Source organism: Ollibium composti, assembly GCF_004801285.1.
GTDB classification, from domain to species: Bacteria; Pseudomonadota; Alphaproteobacteria; order Rhizobiales; family Rhizobiaceae; genus Mesorhizobium; species Mesorhizobium composti.
The window spans coordinates 1-18617 of record NZ_SSNY01000010.1 but is presented as its reverse complement, the minus strand read 5'-3'; the positions used below and the strand labels follow the sequence as shown (position 1 = coordinate 18617).

The 18617-nt window shown below is 62.5% G+C and carries 17 protein-coding genes and 2 pseudogenes; 7 read left to right on the top strand and 12 right to left on the bottom strand.

Annotation, left to right across the window (positions count from 1 at the left end):
* Positions 1-26: 26 nt before the first annotated feature.
* A complete protein-coding gene (locus E6C48_RS16430) occupies positions 27-509 on the bottom strand; it encodes a peroxiredoxin (RefSeq protein ID WP_136359178.1) in 483 nt (160 codons plus the stop codon).
* A 74-nt stretch (positions 510-583) separates the two neighbouring features.
* Positions 584-1390 (bottom strand): protein-disulfide reductase DsbD domain-containing protein, encoded by an 807-nt coding sequence (locus E6C48_RS16425; RefSeq protein WP_136359176.1) that lies wholly within the window; start codon positions 1388-1390, stop codon positions 584-586.
* Between the two features lie 148 nt (positions 1391-1538).
* Between E6C48_RS16425 and E6C48_RS16420 the strand changes: the two genes are divergently transcribed.
* Positions 1539-2147 (top strand): YqgE/AlgH family protein, encoded by a 609-nt coding sequence (locus E6C48_RS16420; protein WP_136359174.1) that lies wholly within the window; start codon positions 1539-1541, stop codon positions 2145-2147.
* Between the two features lie 26 nt (positions 2148-2173).
* Here E6C48_RS16420 and E6C48_RS16415 read toward each other — a convergent pair whose 3' ends face one another.
* Genes E6C48_RS16415 through thrC form a run of 4 tightly spaced genes read right to left on the bottom strand, consistent with a single transcriptional unit; the run spans position 2174 to position 8391 of the window.
* The gene (locus E6C48_RS16415) at positions 2174-5059 is read right to left on the bottom strand and encodes an EAL domain-containing protein (RefSeq protein ID WP_136359172.1); all 2886 of its coding nucleotides are present in this window, start codon (positions 5057-5059) and stop codon (positions 2174-2176) included.
* A 15-nt stretch (positions 5060-5074) separates the two neighbouring features.
* Positions 5075-5671 carry a GNAT family N-acetyltransferase gene (locus E6C48_RS16410; protein WP_136359170.1) on the bottom strand — a complete coding sequence of 199 codons (597 nt, stop codon included), beginning with the start codon at positions 5669-5671 and terminating at the stop codon, positions 5075-5077.
* A gap of 15 nt (positions 5672-5686) precedes the next feature.
* On the bottom strand, positions 5687-6979 hold the full coding sequence (locus E6C48_RS16405; RefSeq protein WP_136359168.1) for a M16 family metallopeptidase: 1293 nt from the start codon (positions 6977-6979) through the stop codon (positions 5687-5689).
* A gap of 14 nt (positions 6980-6993) precedes the next feature.
* Positions 6994-8391: a threonine synthase gene (gene thrC / locus E6C48_RS16400; protein ID WP_136359166.1), complete on the bottom strand. Its 1398-nt coding sequence runs from the start codon at positions 8389-8391 to the stop codon at positions 6994-6996.
* A 128-nt stretch (positions 8392-8519) separates the two neighbouring features.
* On the opposite strand from thrC, the gene E6C48_RS16395 reads away from it, so the two are divergent.
* Positions 8520-9209: a hypothetical protein gene (locus E6C48_RS16395; protein ID WP_230978808.1), complete on the top strand. Its 690-nt coding sequence runs from the start codon at positions 8520-8522 to the stop codon at positions 9207-9209.
* Between the two features lie 102 nt (positions 9210-9311).
* Here E6C48_RS16395 and E6C48_RS16390 read toward each other — a convergent pair whose 3' ends face one another.
* The gene (locus E6C48_RS16390) at positions 9312-9998 is read right to left on the bottom strand and encodes an HAD family hydrolase (RefSeq protein WP_136359164.1); all 687 of its coding nucleotides are present in this window, start codon (positions 9996-9998) and stop codon (positions 9312-9314) included.
* A gap of 156 nt (positions 9999-10154) precedes the next feature.
* Here E6C48_RS16390 and E6C48_RS16385 point away from each other — a divergent pair, with 156 nt between their 5' ends.
* Positions 10155-11288 carry a site-specific DNA-methyltransferase gene (locus E6C48_RS16385; protein WP_136359162.1) on the top strand — a complete coding sequence of 378 codons (1134 nt, stop codon included), beginning with the start codon at positions 10155-10157 and terminating at the stop codon, positions 11286-11288.
* A gap of 34 nt (positions 11289-11322) precedes the next feature.
* On the opposite strand, the gene pseF is transcribed toward E6C48_RS16385, so the two are convergent.
* The gene (pseF, locus tag E6C48_RS16380; protein ID WP_136359160.1) at positions 11323-12036 is read right to left on the bottom strand and encodes a pseudaminic acid cytidylyltransferase; all 714 of its coding nucleotides are present in this window, start codon (positions 12034-12036) and stop codon (positions 11323-11325) included.
* Positions 12037-12228: 192 nt separating this feature from the next.
* On the opposite strand from pseF, the pseudogene E6C48_RS16375 reads away from it, so the two are divergent.
* Both E6C48_RS16375 and pseC read left to right on the top strand, forming a co-directional pair.
* Positions 12229-12828 (top strand): annotated as a pseudogene (locus E6C48_RS16375) (SDR family NAD(P)-dependent oxidoreductase); the annotation flags it as partial.
* A gap of 36 nt (positions 12829-12864) precedes the next feature.
* Positions 12865-14070, top strand: a complete 1206-nt coding sequence (gene pseC / locus E6C48_RS16370) for a UDP-4-amino-4,6-dideoxy-N-acetyl-beta-L-altrosamine transaminase (protein WP_136359156.1) — start codon at positions 12865-12867, stop codon at positions 14068-14070.
* 80 nt (positions 14071-14150) lie between these two features.
* Here pseC and E6C48_RS16365 read toward each other — a convergent pair whose 3' ends face one another.
* Together E6C48_RS16365 and pseH are read right to left on the bottom strand one after the other, a co-directional pair.
* The gene (locus E6C48_RS16365; protein ID WP_206086520.1) at positions 14151-14336 is read right to left on the bottom strand and encodes a hypothetical protein; all 186 of its coding nucleotides are present in this window, start codon (positions 14334-14336) and stop codon (positions 14151-14153) included.
* Entirely contained in the window at positions 14333-14869 is a 537-nt protein-coding gene (gene pseH / locus E6C48_RS16360; RefSeq protein ID WP_136359152.1) for a UDP-4-amino-4,6-dideoxy-N-acetyl-beta-L-altrosamine N-acetyltransferase, read from the bottom strand. Before pseH ends, E6C48_RS16365 begins: the two co-directional genes overlap by 4 nt.
* Before the next feature lie 203 nt (positions 14870-15072).
* Between pseH and pseI the strand changes: the two genes are divergently transcribed.
* A complete protein-coding gene (pseI, locus tag E6C48_RS16355; protein WP_136359150.1) occupies positions 15073-16119 on the top strand; it encodes a pseudaminic acid synthase in 1047 nt (348 codons plus the stop codon).
* A gap of 27 nt (positions 16120-16146) precedes the next feature.
* Here the strand turns inward: pseI and E6C48_RS16350 are convergent, their stop codons facing one another.
* Both E6C48_RS16350 and E6C48_RS16345 read right to left on the bottom strand, forming a co-directional pair.
* Positions 16147-16755: an HAD family hydrolase gene (locus E6C48_RS16350; RefSeq protein WP_136359148.1), complete on the bottom strand. Its 609-nt coding sequence runs from the start codon at positions 16753-16755 to the stop codon at positions 16147-16149.
* 387 nt (positions 16756-17142) lie between these two features.
* The gene (locus E6C48_RS16345; RefSeq protein WP_136359146.1) at positions 17143-17529 is read right to left on the bottom strand and encodes a hypothetical protein; all 387 of its coding nucleotides are present in this window, start codon (positions 17527-17529) and stop codon (positions 17143-17145) included.
* A 517-nt stretch (positions 17530-18046) separates the two neighbouring features.
* Here E6C48_RS16345 and E6C48_RS16340 point away from each other — a divergent pair.
* Positions 18047-18488: pseudogene (locus E6C48_RS16340) on the top strand (IS66 family transposase).
* Positions 18489-18617: the final 129 nt, after the last annotated feature.

The following is an 18617-nucleotide window of genomic DNA, read 5'->3' as shown; positions in this document are numbered from 1 at the left end:
GCCGGCGTTTGACCGAAGCCCCGCCCTCAAAGCTGCTCGAGAATATGCGCCGCACTCGATTCGTTGACGCCCGGCTTGCTCTCAACGTTGAGCGCAACCACCTTGCCGTCGTCGACGATCATCGAGAAGCGCTTGGAGCGCAGGCCCATGCCGTTGGCGGAGAAATCGGTATCGAGGCCAACCGCCTTGACGAAATCGCCGTTGCCGTCAGCGAGGTAGAGGATCTTGCCCTCGCCGCCGGTGAAGCGCGCCCAAGCGCCCATGACATGCTGGTCGTTGACCGCGACGACCGCGATCGTGTCGACGCCGCGCGCCAGGATCGCGTCGTGGTTTTCCAGATAGCCCGGCAGATGGTTGTTGGAGCAGGTCGGCGTGAAGGCGCCCGGCACTCCGAACAGCACCACCTTCTTGCCGGAAAAAATCTCGGCCCCGGTGATGTCCTTCGAGCCATCCGACGTCATCGTCTTGAAGGTGGCTTGGGGCAGCGTGTCGCCGACGGCAATGGTCATCGTGTTCTCATCCAGGCGTTGTTAGACGACGGAAGCGATAACGGGTTCTCGGCGCGCCCGCAATGGCGTCGAGATTACGGATACGGCAGCACGCCTGCCACCGCGCCGGTCGAGCCGGTCAGCGTGTAGTGCAGTCCGGCGCCGGTGGGTGTCGTCGTCGGGCGGTCGAGGATCGGTACGGAAAAGACGACCTTGCCGTTGTCGTCGCTGCGGCGCGGCGCGGCGAACATATAGTCGTTGGCCCCCGCGACGAAGAAATCGGCCGCCGCCGGGTCGCCGGGAACATGTGCTTCGACCTCCAGCGTCTCGTGGTCGCCGGGCAGGGCGGTGATGCCGAAATCGGCCGTCGCCTTGGCCGGCAGAGCTGCAAGCGCCGCCTTGACGGCCTCGGCGTCGGCCGCGTCGTCGGCGCCGTCGGCCGGATCGACGGTCAGCTGCGTCTGCACCGGAATGCAGATCGTCTCGCACATGCCGAGCGAGACATCGGCGTCGATCGTTGCCGTCTTGCCCGGCTTCGCCACGGTGAACACGACCGGAAAGGCGACGGACCGGTCATAGCCGGACCACTGTCCATAGCCGTCGTCATGGCGCTGTGGCGCGGGAAACGCCATCTCCGCGCCGGCGATGTTGGTGCTGGCGCCGACGTCCAGTTGCGGCGGCACGCCGCTGTCGCCGGGGTCGCGCCAGTAGGTCTTCCAGCCGGGCTTGAGCACGATCTCCAGCGCGCCCTGCAGCCGGCCGGCCTCGTCGGGCGCGCCGGTGGTGACGAGCCGCACCTTTCCGCCTTCCGACTGGAACCAGGCCGAGGAGGATGCGGCCGCCGGCAGGCTGGACAGCAGGGTTGCAACCGTTCCGAGGGAGAAAAGAAAGTGGGCTTGCATGGGCTGATTTGACCGGCTCATCGCAACGAGGCAACCGCTTTCTCAAGCACGGCGGCATCATATTTGCGTGACCCGTGCACCGCCCGCCGTCTCAAATCCGTCCAAAGGGCACCTTTCAAGCATGCCGGAAACGCGTTAGGCTTCGGACATGGACCTACTGCGTCAAAAGAAGGACGCCGCCGAGCGCGGTTTTCTGGATGACCAGTTCCTGATTGCCATGCCGGGCATGAAGGACGAGCGGTTCGCGCGTTCGGTGATCTACGTCTGCGCCCATTCCGACGAAGGAGCGATGGGCCTGATCATCAACCAGACGCAGCAGATGCTGTTTCCCGACCTTCTGGTGCAGCTCGGCATCATGAGCGAGCAGGAAGTGATCCGTCTGCCCCGGCAGGCGCGCGATTTCGTCGTGCGCAACGGCGGCCCGGTCGACCGCTCGCGCGGTTTCGTCCTGCATTCGGGCGACTACCGGGTCGAATCCTCCCTGCCTGTCTCGCCGGATGTCTGCCTCACCGCTACCGTCGATATCCTGCGGGCGATTTCCACCGGCCGCGGTCCGCGCCAGGCGTTGATGGCGCTCGGCTATGCCGGCTGGGGGGCGGGACAGTTGGAAGGCGAGATCGCCGAGAACGGCTGGCTGACCTGTCCTGCCGATCCCGACCTGTTGTTTGATGCCGACATCGAGCGCAAATATGAGAGGATCCTCGCCTCCATCGGCGTCGATCCCACGCGCCTGAGCGCCGCGGCCGGACACGCCTGACACGGCCTGAGAGCAAGCGAAGCGGATCAGGCGCGCGCTGGCTGCGAGGCGGCGATCTGCTCTTTCAGCAGCCTGGGGACCTGTTCGCCGGCGACCGGCGGGCCGAACATGAAGCTCTGCACATATTCGCAGCCCATTTGCCTGAGCTCCAGCGCGTCGCTCTGGTCCGATATGCCTTCTGCCACGACCGAGAGCCCGAGTTCATGGGCCATGTTGACCATGGAACGGATGAGTACCGAGCGCTTCGGCGTTGCGTCGTCGACGAAACTCTTGTCGATCTTGATCGTGTCGAAGGGGAAGCGCGTCAGATAGGACAGCGACGAATAGCCGGTGCCGAAGTCGTCGAGCGACAGGCCGATGCCGAGTTTCTTGAGCTTGGTGAGCACATGCGCGGCCTGTTCGGGATTGTCCATCACCAGCGATTCGGTGAGTTCGAGCCTGAGACAGCGCGGCTTGATGTTGGAACGGGCGATGACCGAGCGGACGTCGCTGACCAGATCGCGGCGGATGAGTTGGCGGCTGGACAGGTTGACCGAGACCGACAGCGGCGTGTCGCCGAACTGCTTCTGCCATAGCGCCAGGTCGTCCGCCGCCTTCTGCATGGCGAACAGGCCGAGCTGGACGATCAGCCCGCAGCTTTCCGCCACCGGGATGAAGTCCGCCGGCGGGATCATGCCGCGGCGTGGATGATCCCAGCGCAGCAGCGCCTCGAAGCCGGCGATGCTGTTGTCCTCCAGTCGCACGATGGGCTGGTAGGCGAGGGTGAATTCGCGCCGCTCGATGGCGCGCCGCAGGTCGGATTCGAATTGCAGCCGGTCGGTGCCGACGGTGCGGAAGGCGGGGCGGAACGGCTCGATGCGGTCGCCGCCGAAGCGTTTGGCCTGATGCATGGCAAGCTCGGCGTCCTTGACCAGATCTTCCGCCGACGCCTGCTCGGTGGTCCAGGTGATGAGGCCGATCGAGGCCGTCAGCACGATCTCGCGCTTGGCGAAGGTGATCGGCGAACTGATGGCGTGCTTGATGGCGTCGGCCATCGCCGCGATGCGGGCAGGGTCCTGATCCGACAACAGCATCAGCGCGAACTGGTCGCCGGCGAAGCGCGACAGGGAATCCTTCGGCTTGAGCAGCCGGTGCAGGCGGCGCGCCACGGTGAGCAGGATGGTGTCGCCGGCCGAGATGCCCAGCCCGTCATTGACCTGCTTGAAGCGGTCGATGTCGATGACGAAGACGGTCGGGCGCACCTTCTCCTCGGTGCGGGCGATGGAGATGATCGCCTCCAGCCGGTTCATGAACAGTTCGCGGTTCGGCAGGCCGGTCAGGTTGTCGTGCACGGCGTCGTGCAGCAGCCGTTCCTCGGCCTTCTTCTGCTCGGTGACGTCGACCAGCGTGCCGACGCAGCGGATCACCTCGCCGTCCGAGCCGATCACCGGCCGGGCGCGTAGCGAGAACCAGTGGTAGTGGCCGTCCGCGCCGCGCAGGCGGAAATTCTGCGCCACCCGGCCGCGCCGGTGCTCCAGCACGACATCGAGCGTCGTGCGGAAAGGATCGCGGTCGTCGGCATGCAGCACCGGCAGCCAGTTGCGCGCCGCCCCGCCGAGGCTGTTGGGCGCGAGCCCGAGCTGCAGGGAAATGTCGGGCCGCGTGACGACGCGATCGCGCAGTACGTCCCAGTCCCACACCGTGTCGCCGGAGCCGGCGACGGCGAGCGCCTGCCGCTCAAGGTCGGAGAACAGGCCCTGATAGAGCGCGCCGCCGGCAAAGGCGTGCTGGATGACGGTGAAGCCGATCAGCAGCGTGATCAGGATCAGCCCGCCGCCAAGCGCCGGCTGCGCGATGTCGTTGTCGAGCATGCCGGTGATCGCCATCCACGAGCCGACGAGCCACAAGAGCACCATCACCCAACTGGGAATCAGCATGATGGCGCGGTCGTAGCCGCGTATGCCGAGCATGACGATGAGGCCAAGCCCGGTCAGTGCCGTCGCCGCGAAGGAGATGCGGGCGATGCCGGCGGCGATCGGCGGATCGATGATGGCGACGCCCGCGATCAGGGCGAGGCCGAAAATCCACACCAGTGCGCCGTAGCTGAAATGACCGTGCCAGCGGTTGAGGTTCAGATAGGCGAAAAGGAACACCACAAGGGTCGCCGCCAGCGCCACCTCCGTTCCTGCCCGCCACATCTGCTCGTTGCCGGGAGAGACTTCTATGATCTTGTTGAGGAAGCCGAAATCGACGCAGATATAGGCAAGAACCGCCCAGGCGAGTGCCGCCGTGGCGGGAAACATCGACGTTCCCTTGACCACGAACAGGATGGTCATGAACAGCGCAAGCAGGCCGGCGATGCCGATGACGATGCCGCGATAGAGCGTGTAGGAGTTGACCGAGTCCTTGTAGGCTTCCGGTTCCCACAGATAGACCTGCGGCAGCTTGGGCGAGGCAAGCTCGGCGATGAAGGTGACGACCGTGCCGGGGTTCAGCGTCACCCTGAACACGTCGGCGTCGGGACTGGTCTGGCGGTCGAGCGCAAAGCCCTCGGAAGGCGTGATGGCGGCGATGCGGGTCGAGCCGAGATCGGGCCAGAAGATGCCCGAATTGACCAACCGGAAATGCGGCGCGACGATCAGCCGGTCGAGCTGCTGGTCGGTCGAGTTGGAGAGCGCGAACACCGCCCAGTCGCCGGTGGAGCGCGCGTCGTTGGCTTCCACTTCGATGCGCCGCACGATGCCGTCGGCGCCGGGGGCGGTGGAAACCTGGAAATTGTCGCCCTGGTTGCGGTAGATTTCGACGGCGCGCGACAGGTCGAGCGCGACGTCGTCGCGGGCGATCTTGATCGGCTCGATGGCGAGGGCGGGGGCCATGGCGCACAGCATCGTCACCGTCGCGACGACGAATGCGATCAGCGCCTGAAATCGCATCGAAATCCTCAAAAATCAGCCCTTCGTTCGATTGCCTGCAGGATCGTCCTCGATCCGGGCATAGAGATAGTGGTCCTGCCAGATGCCGTTGATCCTGAGGTAGGATCGCAGAAGTCCTTCGCGCGTGAATCCGGCTTTTTCAAGCACGCGGATCGAGCGCTGATTGTCAGGGATACAGGCAGCCTCGATCCGGTGCAACCGCAGCGTATCGAAAGCGAAGCGGGTGAGCACGTTGACGGCGTCGGTCATCAGTCCGCGCCCGGCATAGCGCTCCCCCATCCAGTAGCCGAGATGGCCGCTCTGAGCGACGCCGTGGCGGATGTTGCCGATGGTGATGCCGCCGGCCAGCCGGCCGTGTTCCTTCTCGACGATGAAGAAAGCGATCGCCGTGCCCTGTGCATGGTCTTCGCGGTAGCGGCCGATGCGGTGGCGCCATGCCGAACGATCGAGTTCGTCGGGCGTCCAGCGTGGCTCCCAGCGTTCCAGGAAGCTGCGGCTTTCGCCGCGCAGCTTGGCCCATTCGTTGTAGTCGCCGGTCAGCGGCAGGCGCAGCAACACCTTCTCGCCTTTCAGCGCCGGCAGGTCACGGCGAAGGAAAGGGAGGGCGAACATCGGCTCGCCGCTGAATCAGACGGCGAGCCTGCGCGCGGCAGGCTCGGTGCCGGGCAGGGCATCGAGAACCGCCTCGTACGGAACCAGCGCGCCCACCGGTCCGACAGCCGTCAGAGTCGGCTTGGTCGAGAACAGGCGTGAGGAAAGGTCGGTCAGCCGGTCGGTCGTCAGCGCCGACAGGCGTTCCATAAGCTCTTCCTTCGGGATCGGCCGGCCGAACAGCAGAAGCTGGCGGGCGATCTGCGAGGCGCGGCTGGCCGGGCTTTCGCCCGACATGATGAGGCCGGCGCGGTATTGCGCGCGGGCGCGGTCGAGTTCGTCCTGCTGGATATCCTGTCCGGCCCGAGCCAGTTCGCGGATGATGACGGGCACCAGATCGGCGAGATCGGCCTGGCCGGTGGCGGCATGAACACCAAAGATGCCGGTGTCGGAAAAGCCCCAGTGGAAGGCATAGACCGAGTAGCACAGGCCGCGCTTTTCGCGCACTTCCTGGAACAGGCGGGACGACATGCCGCCGCCGAGGATCATCGACAGGACCTGGCTCGCGTAGAAGTCGCGCACATGATAGGCGCGGCCTTCGAAGCCGAGCACGATCTGCGCATCCATCAGGTCGCGGTTCTCGCGAAAGTCGCCGCCGACATATTGCGCATATTGCGGTGCCGTGGCGTCGGCCTTGGTGCGGAAGCCGCCCAGCCGCTTTTCCACCTCGCGCACGAAGTCGTCGTGGCGAATGTCGCCGGCGGCAACCACCACCATGCGTTCGGCGCCGTACTGGCGCTCCATGAAGTCGTGAAGCTGCTTGGAGGTGAAGGATTTGACCGTTTCCGGCGTGCCGAGGATCGAACGACCGAGGGTCTGGTGACGGAAGGCCGTTTCCGTGAACCGGTCGAAGACGATGTCGTCGGGGGTGTCGTGCGCGGCGCCGATCTCCTGCAGGATGACGTTCTGCTCGCGGTCGAGTTCGTCGGGATCGAATTCGGACTCCTGCAGGATGTCGGACAGGATGTCGACCGCCAGCGGCACGTCGTTGGATAGAACGCGCGCATAGAACGAAGTCGTCTCGACGCTGGTGGCGGCATTGATCTCGCCGCCCACATTCTCGATCTCGGAGGCGATCTGGAAGGCACTGCGGCGCTTCGTTCCCTTGAACGCCATGTGCTCGAGAAGATGAGCCATCCCGTGCTCGTCGTCGCGTTCGTTGCGGGCGCCGGACTTGACCCAGGCGCCGAGGGCGACGGATTCGATGCTTGGAAGGGTTTCGGTGGCGACTGTCAGGCCGTTCGACAGACGGCTTACCTCAACACCCATGTAACGGAAACTCCCTAACGCACCGCCTTTGTGTGACGGCTCACGTAATCTTCCACCATTTTTATCTCCGATGGAAGTACCGCGTAGTGCTCCTCTTGGCTCATTAGTCCGGACAGCCAGGCGGGCAGGGCGGGCGCGATGCCGCTCGCCGCTTCGACGGCGGCGGGGAATTTGGCCGGGTGCGCCGTCGCGAGCACGATCATCGGCACGGGGCCGGATGGGCGGGTGGCGGCAACATGCACGGCCGTGGCGGTGTGCGGGTCGAGCAGATAGCCGCTGCGCGAAAGCGTGGCGCCGATCGTGGCAGCCGTTTCCTTCGTGTCGGCGCGGCCGGCATCGAACTCGGCGCGGACGCGCGACAGGTCCTTCGCATCGAGCGTGAAGGCGCCGGACTGCTTCAATGAACCCATATAGCGGCGCACCGTGCCGGCGTCGCGGCCGGACGCTTCGAACAGCAGCCGCTCGAAATTGGAGGAGACCTGGATGTCCATAGACGGCGAGGTGGTCGCCACCACGCCCCTGGTCCTGTATTCGCCGCTTGCCAGCGTGCGCGCCAGGATGTCGTTGTCGTTGGTGGCGATGACCAGCCGCTCGATCGGCAGGCCCATCTTCTTGGCCGCGTAGCCGGCGAAGATGTCGCCGAAATTGCCGGTCGGCACGGTGAAGGACACCGGCCGGTCGGGGGCGCCGAGCGACAGCGCGGAGGAGAAATAATAGACGATCTGGGCCATGATGCGTGCCCAGTTGATCGAGTTGACGCCCGAAAGCGCCACCCGGTCGCGGAAGGCATGGTTGTTGAACATGTCCTTCACAAGGCCCTGGCAGTCGTCGAAGTTGCCCTCGACGGCCAGCGCATGGACATTGGCGGCGTTCGACGTCGTCATCTGGCGCTGCTGCACCGGCGAGACGCGTCCGTGCGGGAACAGGATGAATATGTCGGTCCGTTCGCGCCCGGCGAAGGCCTCGATCGCTGCGCCCCCGGTATCGCCCGACGTGGCGCCGACGATGGTTGCGCGCCGTCCCTGTTCGGCGAGCACATGGTCCATCAGCCGCGCCAGAAGCTGCATGGCGACGTCCTTGAAGGCGAGCGTCGGGCCGTGGAACAGTTCGAGTACGAAGGTGCCGGGGCCGATCTGGACGAGCGGGCATACCGCGTCATGGCGGAAGGTGGCGTAGGCCTCGCGCACCATCTTGTCGAACACCGGCGCTGCGATCTCGCCGCCGAGAAAAGGCGTCAGCAGGCGGACGGCGAGGTCGGGATAGGCCAGGCCGCGCATGGCGCGGAGGTCGGCGGCCGAAAAATGCGGCCATTCCTCGGGGACGTAGAGGCCGCCGTCGCGCGCCAGCCCTGCCAGCACCGCATCGGAGAATCCAAGCACGGGGGCTTCCCCGCGGGTGCTCACGTAGCGCATCGTCAACCGCCTGCCTGATGTCCCGACCGTTGCGCGGCACGCAACGGGGGATTTGTTCGCGTCGTCAGTCGCATTTTTGCCGCCGGGTTGCTATAGGACACCGGCTTTGCCAGAGGGAAGGGCTATCGATGGTGTTTCGTTCGTTCAACGGTCGCTTTTTGGCCGGTGTCGCGCTGGTCGGCTTTATGTTCGCCGTCGCCGGTTGCCAGTCGAGCGACAGCAGCGGCGTTTTGAACCTCGCAAGCCAGAAACAGGATACCCCGCCCGCGCCGAAGGTGACGGCAAGCTCTTTGCAGGCCTATTGCCCCAAGGTCACGTTGCGCGACGGCACCGCCTATTTCGACACCTACGCCAGGGGCGGGCAGGGCGACCAGACGAAAATCGTCTACCAGGCGTCGATCAGCGACGTGACCCGCGATTGCAGCCGCGCTAACGGTTCCCTGACCCTCAACGTCGCGGTGGCCGGAAAGGTCGTGCCGGGTCCGCTGGCAAAGCCCGGAACCGTGACCATGCCGATCCGCATCGTCGTGCTGAACGGCACGGACGTGCTCTATTCCAAGCTGCATCAGTATCCGGTTCAGGTGTCCGACCTGTCGGCGGCCACGCAGTTCGTCTTCAACGACGCCAGCATCGTGGTTCCCGACCCGACGGCGAGAACCTACCAGATCTTCGCCGGCTACGACGAAGGCCCCGCCAAGGCGGTCGCCAACGCAGACAAGCCGAAACCGCGCCGCAAGAAGGTGCAGGTCGTCAAGAAGAAGCCGGCGCCGACCGAACCGGCAGGCTCGCAGACTTCGATCTCCGACATTCCGCGCTGACGCATGGCTCCCGCAACCGGGCAGCGGTTTCGGGCCAAGGACCGTTGGGATCCTGAGCGCGGGCGAATCGTAAGGACCCGATGCGCGTGAGGCCGACGGCGCCTACTCGTCGGTCCATTCCGACAGGGCGGCGACCACGCTCTTCAGTTCCGCCCAGCGGCGGATGACCGTTTCCGCTCCGGCCTCGGTCAGCGCGTCGGCGTGGCCGGGATAGCTGTGCGCCCCGCCGGTGAAGCCGATCACGCGCATGCCGGCGCGCCGGGCGCCGGTGACGCCGTGGACGGAATCCTCGATGACGAAGGTTTTGGCCGGGTCGGCGCCCAGCGTTGCCGCCGCATGCAGGAAGACGTCCGGCGCCGGCTTGGTCTTGCCGGTCGGCGTCTCCTCGGCGGAGAAGATGCGGCCGGAAAACAGCGGCAGGAGCCGCGTGCGCTCCAGCATGAATTCGATGCGCTCCGAGCGCGAGTTGGAACAGATGCAGCGCGGCGCGGTGATCGAGGCGACAGCCTCATGCACGCCCTCGATGGCGCGCACGTCGCGCTTCAGCCGCTGGCCGACCAGCGTTTCGGCGCGGTCGATGAGCGCGATTTGGAAAGCCACGCCGGACCTTTCCTCGATGCTCATCAAAATATCCTTGAAGGTCAGCCCGGCATAGGTCTGCGCGATTTCCTCGGCCGAGATCTCAAAACCGGCGGCAGTGATCAGTTCGGCCTCGACGCGCGCGGCGATGATTTCGGAATCGACGAGCACGCCGTCGCAATCGAAGATGACCAGGTCGGGTTGAGGCATGACTATCCGCGGCTGGAAGGAAAGGGGCTGTCTGACGAAGCGGCGGCATACACCAGTGCCGGCTGCATCGCAAACAGCGGGCCGCACTTCATGAAATCTTTACGCAAAACGGTAACCATAACAGCAGGTAAACAGTAACGCGTATCTGGGTGTCCGATGTCTGCCGTGCGTCTCCTGGACGAGCTTTCCCATACTCCTCAGCCGGCCGAATGGCTGGATACGATCCTCAAGGGCGATTGCGTCGCAGCGCTTGACCGGCTGCCCGAGAAGTCGATCGACGTCATCTTCGCCGACCCGCCCTACAACCTCCAACTCGACGGCGACCTGCATCGTCCCGACCAGTCCAGGGTGGACGCGGTGGACGACGAGTGGGACCAGTTCGAGAGCTTCGAGGCTTACGACGCCTTCACCCGCGCCTGGCTGCTCGCGGCGCGCCGTGTGCTGAAGCCGAACGGCACCATCTGGGTCATCGGCTCCTATCACAACATCTTCCGCGTCGGCGCCCGCATGCAGGACCTCGGTTTCTGGATCCTCAACGACGTGGTGTGGCGCAAGACCAACCCGATGCCGAATTTTCGCGGCCGCCGGTTCCAGAACGCCCATGAGACGATGATCTGGGCCTCGCGCGACCAGAAGGCCAAGGGCTACACGTTCAACTACGAAGCGATGAAGGCCGCCAACGACGATGTGCAGATGCGCTCCGATTGGCTGTTTCCTATCTGCACCGGTGCCGAGCGGCTGAAGGACGACGACGGCAACAAGGTGCATCCGACGCAGAAGCCCGAAGCGCTGCTGGCGCGCGTGATGATGGCGTCGACCAAGCCGGGCGACGTGGTGCTCGATCCCTTCTTCGGTTCCGGCACGACGGGCGCGGTGGCAAGGCGCCTCGGCCGCCATTTCGTCGGCATCGAACGCGAGCAGGCCTATATCGACGCCGCCAACGAGCGCATCGCGGCGGTCAGGCCGCTGGACGAAGCTTCACTGGCGGTATTGACCGGCAAGCGCGCCGAGCCGCGCGTCGCCTTCGTCAGTCTCATCGACACCGGCCTGATCGCGCCGGGCACCACGCTTTGCGATGCCAAGCGGCGCTGGAGTGCCAAGGTGCGTGCCGACGGTACGCTGGTCGTCGGCGATAATGCTGGCTCGATCCACAGGGTCGGTGCGCAGGTGCAAGGCCTGGATGCCTGCAACGGCTGGACGTTCTGGCACTACGAGCGGGCGGGAGGGCTGACCCCCATCGACGAGTTGCGCAGGATCGCGCGCCTCGGCATGGAGCGGGCCGGAGCCTGAAAAGCTTTTTTGCCGAGAGCCGGAGCCTACGGCGTCAGTTCCGCGTCGGGCCGGTTTTGCGGAAATCCTCGAACAGTTTTTCGGCGAGGCGCAGGTCCTCGGCCGTGTCGATGTCGATCACCCGGTCGCGCGGCATGATGTAGAGCGATGCGGGCCGCTCGTTGAACGACAGCCCTTGCAGGGCGACGTCCGTCCTGACCAGATAGAACTGCCCGGCATCGTGATAGGCCGGGACAAGGTCCTGCGAGCGCCGCAGGTAGTTCTCGGGCTGGAACATGCGCGCAATGCCCTTGTCGTCGATGAAGAGGGCCCGCTGGATCGGGGCGGGAAATTCGGCGGCCGAAAAGACCATGTCCGTTCCCTCCCGCTCGATCAGCGTCAGCGCGCTGGCTATGTCTTCGGCCGAAACGAAAACGGCTGTCGGGTAGACGGTCAGCACGTATTGCGGCTTGCCGTGAGTGTCCACGAACCACTCGAGCGCATGCCGGGTCACCTCGGCCGTGCCGACGAAATCGCCGGAAAGGTGCGGCGGCCGCTCGAACGGGACCTGAGCGCCGTACTTTTCCGCGACGGCACGGATTTCGGCGCTGTCCGTCGAAACGATGATCGCGTCGGCAATGCCGGACGCCTTGATCGCCTGGATCGGCCAGGAAATCATCGGCTGGCCATGGAAGTCCACCACGTTCTTGCGGGGTATGCGCTTGCTTCCGCCGCGCGCGGGCAGCACCGCCAGGACAGTCGGCTTCATGGCTCTCCCTTTCGCCGGCAAGGTTTGCCGGTTGTGTTACAGTTCGTTCGCGCCGAGTCCCCGGCACTGCTGCCTACATACACCATGAAATATCGGCGTCAGGTCAAGTTTCGCAGGCTCCGGGCAAGCTAGTCCGGGTATTGAACCGGAGAGCCGCGTTCCATTCGGTCAACCCCACCCGGAAGTCTCGCCATGATCCGCAGTTTTCTCGAGCCCGTGCCAAACCTGGATGGCAAGGCCATTCTGGTCACAGGTGGAACCGGCTCGTTCGGCAAGGCTTTCGTGCGCACCGTCCTGCAACGCTTCAAGCCTTCGCGCCTGATCATCTTCTCGCGCGACGAGTTGAAGCAGTACGAGATGAACCAGGACCTCGGCAATCAGGAGTATCCCTGCCTGCGCTATTTCATCGGCGACGTGCGCGATCAGGCCCGCCTTGAAATGGCCATGGCCGGCGTCGACTACGTCGTGCACGCGGCGGGGCTCAAGCACGTGCCGATCGCCGAATACAATCCTTTCGAATGCATCCAGACCAACATCATCGGCGCTGAAAACGTCGTGCGCGCCGCCCTGAACAAGGGCGTGAAGAGGATCGTCGCCCTGTCCACCGACAAGGCCGCCAATCCGATCAACCTTTACGGGGCTTCCAAGCTCGCCTCCGACAAGATCTTCATCGCGGCCAACAACATTTCCGGCAGCTCAGGCGCGCGCTTCTCGGTGGTTCGCTATGGCAACGTCATGGGCTCGCGCGGCAGCGTGCTGCCCTTCTTCCGCAAGCTGGTGGCGAACAAGGCCGAGATGGTTGCCGGCGCGGGCGTCTGAGGCTCTGCCATGTCCGACAAGTTCATTCCATACGGCCGTCATTGGATCGATGAGGACGACGTCGCGGCCGTCGCCGAAAGCCTGCGCAGCGATTGGCTTACCACTGGGCCGGCTGCTGAGGCGTTCGAGACCGCGTTTGCTCAAGCGGTCGGCGCACGCCATGCCGTCGTCGTGGCCAACGGGACCGTCGCGCTGCATCTGGCTGCCCTAGTGACACATGTCGGAACGGAAGATCTTGGGATCGCTCCCACCATGTCGTTCCTCGCCTCGGCCAACGGCATGCGCTACACGGGCGCCGGCATCCTGTTCGCCGACGCGGATCCCGATACCGGCCTCGTGACGCCGGAAACCTTTCGCGCCGCCATTGCCCGCGCGACGCGACCGGTCAAGATGGCGGTGGTGGTGCACCTAAACGGCAATCCCGTCGCCATGCCCGAGATCGCCCGCATCGCGGCCGAACACGGGATCGTGCTGGTCGAAGATGCCTGCCATGCCTTGGGCACAAGTTATCGTGATGAACATGGCACCATGGTCAAGGTCGGAGCATGCCGCCACTCGACGATGACGGTGTTCTCGCTCCATCCGGTCAAGACGATCACCATGGGCGAAGGCGGGGTCATCACTACACAGGATCCGGTTGTCTACGAACGGCTAAAACGGCTGCGGTCGCACGGCGTGGTCAAGGCGCCGGAGCAGATCGTCGATCATGAGTTGGCCTTCTCAGGCAATGAAAGCATGAATCCCTGGTACTATGAGATGCAGGAACTCGGCTTCAACTACCGAGTTTCCGACTTCGCTTGTATGCTGGCTCATTCGCAGTTGAAGAAGTTGCCGCGGTTCGCCGAGCGCCGCGTTTGGTTGAAGGCGTTCTACGACAAGAGCTTCGCAGGCCTGAGCAATCTCGTGACGCCGGTGCCTGCTGCGCCTTACGGCGAGCCTATCCTCCATCTCTATCCGCTACTGATCGATTTCGCGACGCTCGGACGAGACCGCGCGCGGGTGATGGCGGAACTGCGTGCGCTGGGTATCGGAACGCAGGTTCACTACATCCCAGTCCATAGGCAGCCATATTATGTTCGGCACAACGGCATAGTCGAACTTCCCGGCGCAGACGCATACTACGCCAGAGCGCTGTCCATCCCCTACTATCCGCTCTTGACCGACCAGGATGCCGAGCGGGTGGTCGATGCGGTCAGGCAGGTGCTGTCGCGATGAGCCGGCTGCGATCGGTCTGAGCCAGGGTCCGTCCGGTGGCCTCCTTCAGGCCGCCTGTGCTTTTGCCTGGGAACAGGGCTTCACTTCCCTATGAGCTGTGCGGCGAGGGCGGAAATCTCGCCGTCTTCCCGGTAGATGTCCGCAACGATCGCGGCCGCTTCTTCGGGGGCGTGTTGGAAGGCAAGCCGCATCAAATCCATCCAGTTCTTGTTGTTCTTGCGCCTGACCGCCTCGATCTGGTCGATGATGGCGTTGTAGTCCTTCATTTCCTGGTTTCCCATTCCGCCTTCGTTATTCCCATCAGGACGACGCCATACTTCCTGTCGTCCCGGATGACGTGGTCCCGTCGAAACCCCTCGCGCTGAAAGCCGAAGCGTTCGTGCATGGCGATGACTTTTTCATTGAACTCGATGACTTCGCAATTCAGTTTCTCGATGTCGAAAGTGGAAAACACCAGATCGAGGAACTGCTGTTCCAGGGCGGAGCCGATGCCGCGGCCATGGAAGGCCTCCGATATGTAGAACGCCCAGTCGGCTCTTTTGTGCGTGAAATTTATCGCGCTGAGCCCGGCCGCACCGACGATGTTTCCCTCGTGTTCGACGGAAAAGAACTTCCTGTCCGGTGAGGAGCGAATGCCGTCTACCCATGACTTATGCTCTTCAACTCCAATCTGGTGGCTGGTGTACATATTGTTTCTTACAGGCGGCTCATTCCTGATCGAGAGGATTTTGGAGAGATCGGCCTCGGAAAGCTCCGTCACGTTCCGAAAATGCAAGACGACGGCATTGGGCTTGTTCATTTCATCCCTCCATCGGGCGCGCGATCTTCGGACCGGAGGTCTTTCGATCGGTCAGCATAGCCGAAGAAAACACCGCATCCAGCGGTTTCGGCCAGAGGCCCGCAAGCCCTGTCGGCTTCGTTTTCCAGATGCTAAGAAACGGCTGGATCGCAGCCGCGTGAGTTGCGGCCGGCGCGCTCCCGCCCAGGAAAAAGGATGATGTCTTGAAGATCGGCAGTCGTGAAATCGGGCTCGGTCATCGGCCCTATCTGATCGCGGAAATGTCGGGCAACCACAATCAGTCGCTCGAGCGGGCGCTGGAGATCGTCGATGCCGCCGCCCGCTCAGGAGCAAACGCCATCAAGCTCCAGACCTATAACGCCGACACGATGACGCTCGACATCCGCGCCCCCGGCTTCGTCATCGAGGACGAGGGCAGCCTTTGGGCCGGACGCCAGCTCTACGAACTCTATCAGGAAGCGCATACGCCCTGGGAATGGCACAAGCCGATCATGGAGCGCGCGGCGAGCCGCGGCCTGCATTGCTTTTCGACGCCGTTCGACGACACCGCCACCGACTTCCTCATGTCGCTCGACGTGCCCGCCTTCAAGATCGCTTCGTTCGAATGCACGGACCTGCCGTTGATCCGCAAGGTGGCCTCGACCGGCAGGCCGATGATCGTTTCGACGGGGATGGCGACCCTGGCCGAGATCGACGACGCCGTGCGGACGGCGAGGGCGGCCGGCTGCCTGGATATCGTGCTGCTCAAATGCACCAGCACCTATCCGGCGACGCCCGAAAACACCAATGTGCGCACGATACCGCATCTGCGCGAGGCGTTTCCCGGCTGCGAAGTCGGCCTTTCCGACCATACAATGGGCTGCGGCGCGGCGGCCGCCGCCGTCGCGCACGGCGCGGTGCTGATCGAAAAGCATTTTACGCTCAGCCGCGCCGACGGCGGCGTCGACTCGGCCTTCTCGCTAGAGCCCGATGAGTTCAGGCAACTGCGCGTCGAAACCGAACGGGCCTGGCAGGCGCTTGGAACCGTCAGCTATGGCGTGCGGCCGGCGGAAGAAAAGTCCACGGCCTACCGGCGCTCCCTTTACATCTCACGCGACGTCAAGGCCGGTGACGTGCTTTCGGCGGAAAACGTCCGCATCATCCGGCCGGGCTTCGGCCTGCCGCCCAAATTCTATGACATCGTGCTCGGCAAGCGGGCGCGCAAGGACGCTCCGGTGGGGACGCCGGTGAGTTGGGACCTTGTCGGCTGACGCTGTTTGCCACCCGCCGCCCGTCGTTCAGGAAATCCCGAGGGCCTGAAGGTCTCTCTCCAGACGATTGGCGCCGGTGAACAGCACCGCCTGCCAACCGGCGGCCCTGGCGCCGTCGACATTCGCCCGGCTGTCGTCGATGAAGATGGTCGCCGACGGTTCCAGCCCGAAGGTTGCGGCGTGGCGGTCGTAGATGGCGCGGTCGGGTTTGATCAGGCCGACCTCGCCGGAAACCGTCACCCCGCGCGGCTTCTTCAGGAAGGAAAAACGCTCACGCGCTTCGCCGAATGTGTCGGCGGCGAAGTTGGTCAGCATCGTCACGTCGTAGCCGGCGTCGATCAGCCGTTCCATGACGGCAACGCTGTCGTCATAGGCGTGCGGCACCATCTCGTGCCAGGTCCGGCGAAAATTGCGGATGTTTTCCGCGTGGCCGGGATGTTCGGCGATCAGCATCGCCTCGGCGTCTTCCCAGGTACGACCGCGATCCTGCTCGATGTTCCAGTCGTGGGTGCAGACATTGTCGAAGAACCATTTGCGTTTCGCCGCGTCCGGAATCAGCCGGCTGAACGGCAATTCCGGGTCGTAATGGATCAGCACCTTGCCGATGTCGAAGACGATATGGTGGTTTTCGGTCATGCTTTGGGGACTCGCTTCGGTTTGGTCGCACCGGGAATGGTGGTCTCGATGGCTTTTTTCGGCTGAATGCTCTCGTCCTCGATGACCTGGATCTAATTTGGGTTTGGTCCGATATCGCAAACGGTTGGCGCTCTAGGCGGCACTCCGATAGCCGTAGACCTTGCTCATAAATGCAATCATAATTCTGTAGTGTATTATGACGTTGTGTTTCTCCGAACATTCTTCTATCGATGTTGCCGGAGTTGCTTTTAAAGAAAATATCATAACCTTAGAAAAAAATCTAAATCGAAAAAATTAAGGCAAAAATTTTCCGAGATGCTTCAGTCGAAGAAGTGATGCCGTTATTTCAAAATGCGGAATGGCAGAGATTGGCATTAATTCGCAGTGTCACATCCGCTTGGACAAATCTCCGCGAGTGTCCCAAAAACTCTTAAAGTTCGGATTTTTAAGATGTAAGACCAACATGGCCATGCCAGCAAGTCCAGAATCTTGAATTATTTCGAATGGAGTTCTTATTTGAGGAGTAAAAATTGTGTATTCATGAATCCATTTATTTTTAAAATTTGAATCTTTCACAGCATTTATCATAATTTTAATATAAATACATCTAAGCTCTTGATCTTTTGAAAGAATTCCTTTAAATTTATTTGCTTTTATTCTATTCCAAGTTGACGATGATACATCGAAAGCTATAGTTGATTGAATGTTTGAAAAGTGAAAATAATTAGATATTTCTACCATCAATTTGGAAAATTGTGTTTTATCTTTCACCATTGAAGACCTGCGACTATGGAAAAACAATCCTATCTAGGAATATATTTCGCTCATAAAAGGGTGCGGCGGCTCGTTTCCTATGGGATTGTCATTTGCATAATCCGGAATATATCATATGGCAAGCCTTGTGCGTCATATGGCAAGCCTTGTGCGTCATATGGCATGCCATTATGCCATGAAAAGCTTCATATGGCGCGGCGGTTTGTCGATTGAATCTTCACCTCTGTACCGCCAATTTCTACTGCGATCCCTGGTGGGCGCTTTGATATTCGAGCGTATAAGTGATGTATTTATAGTTATTTTTTTCGGGATGACAACTGGAATGGTGCCATCTTTCAAGGTATTCGAATAATTGACTATTTAAATACTGGAGCGAACTCCATTTTGATAGGTGGACGGGCTCCCGCCGTCGGCAGCGCCAACAGGTGTATGCGCGGGACCGAAAGGGGTGCGACCGATCTCTCCTTTGGCGGGCCTTAGCCGTATCCTGTAGGTCGACGGACATGATGACTATGAGGTGCTGGCCGAGAATAGCGGCGCTACCCTCACCTTCTGCTGGGCGCACGTGCGCAGGCGCCGGTCAAGCGCCGATCGTGAGCGAAGTGCTGCGGTGCATCGCAGAACTCTATCGCGTCGAGGACGATATCTGCGGTCAATCTGCAGATGAACGTTGTGCTGTGCGCCAAGAGAGGAACCGGCCGATCGTAGCGCAGCTTGAACCGTGGTTGCTCGAGAAACCCGGCCTGATCAGCCAGAAGACCAAACTCGCCGAGGTGATCCGCTACACGCTGTCACTCTGGGAGGAACTCTCGCGCTTCCTCGATGATGGATGCATCGAACTCGACTCCAATAGTGACGCGCGGTCGACGCGCCCGGTCGCGTCTCGCAAACACTCTGATGTCGGGCGCCACGTTGTCCTTTGGTATCGATGCAATCCGTACTTCGAACGGATCGTTTGATGTGGCCTGCTGCCGGTTTCGTGGACACCGAGATAAGGTGTTTAACGGAACTGGAGAGTTGGAATGCAGAGAAGGAAGTTCAGCCGCGAGTTCAAGCTCGAGGCGGTGAGACTGGTGAAGGATCGGGGC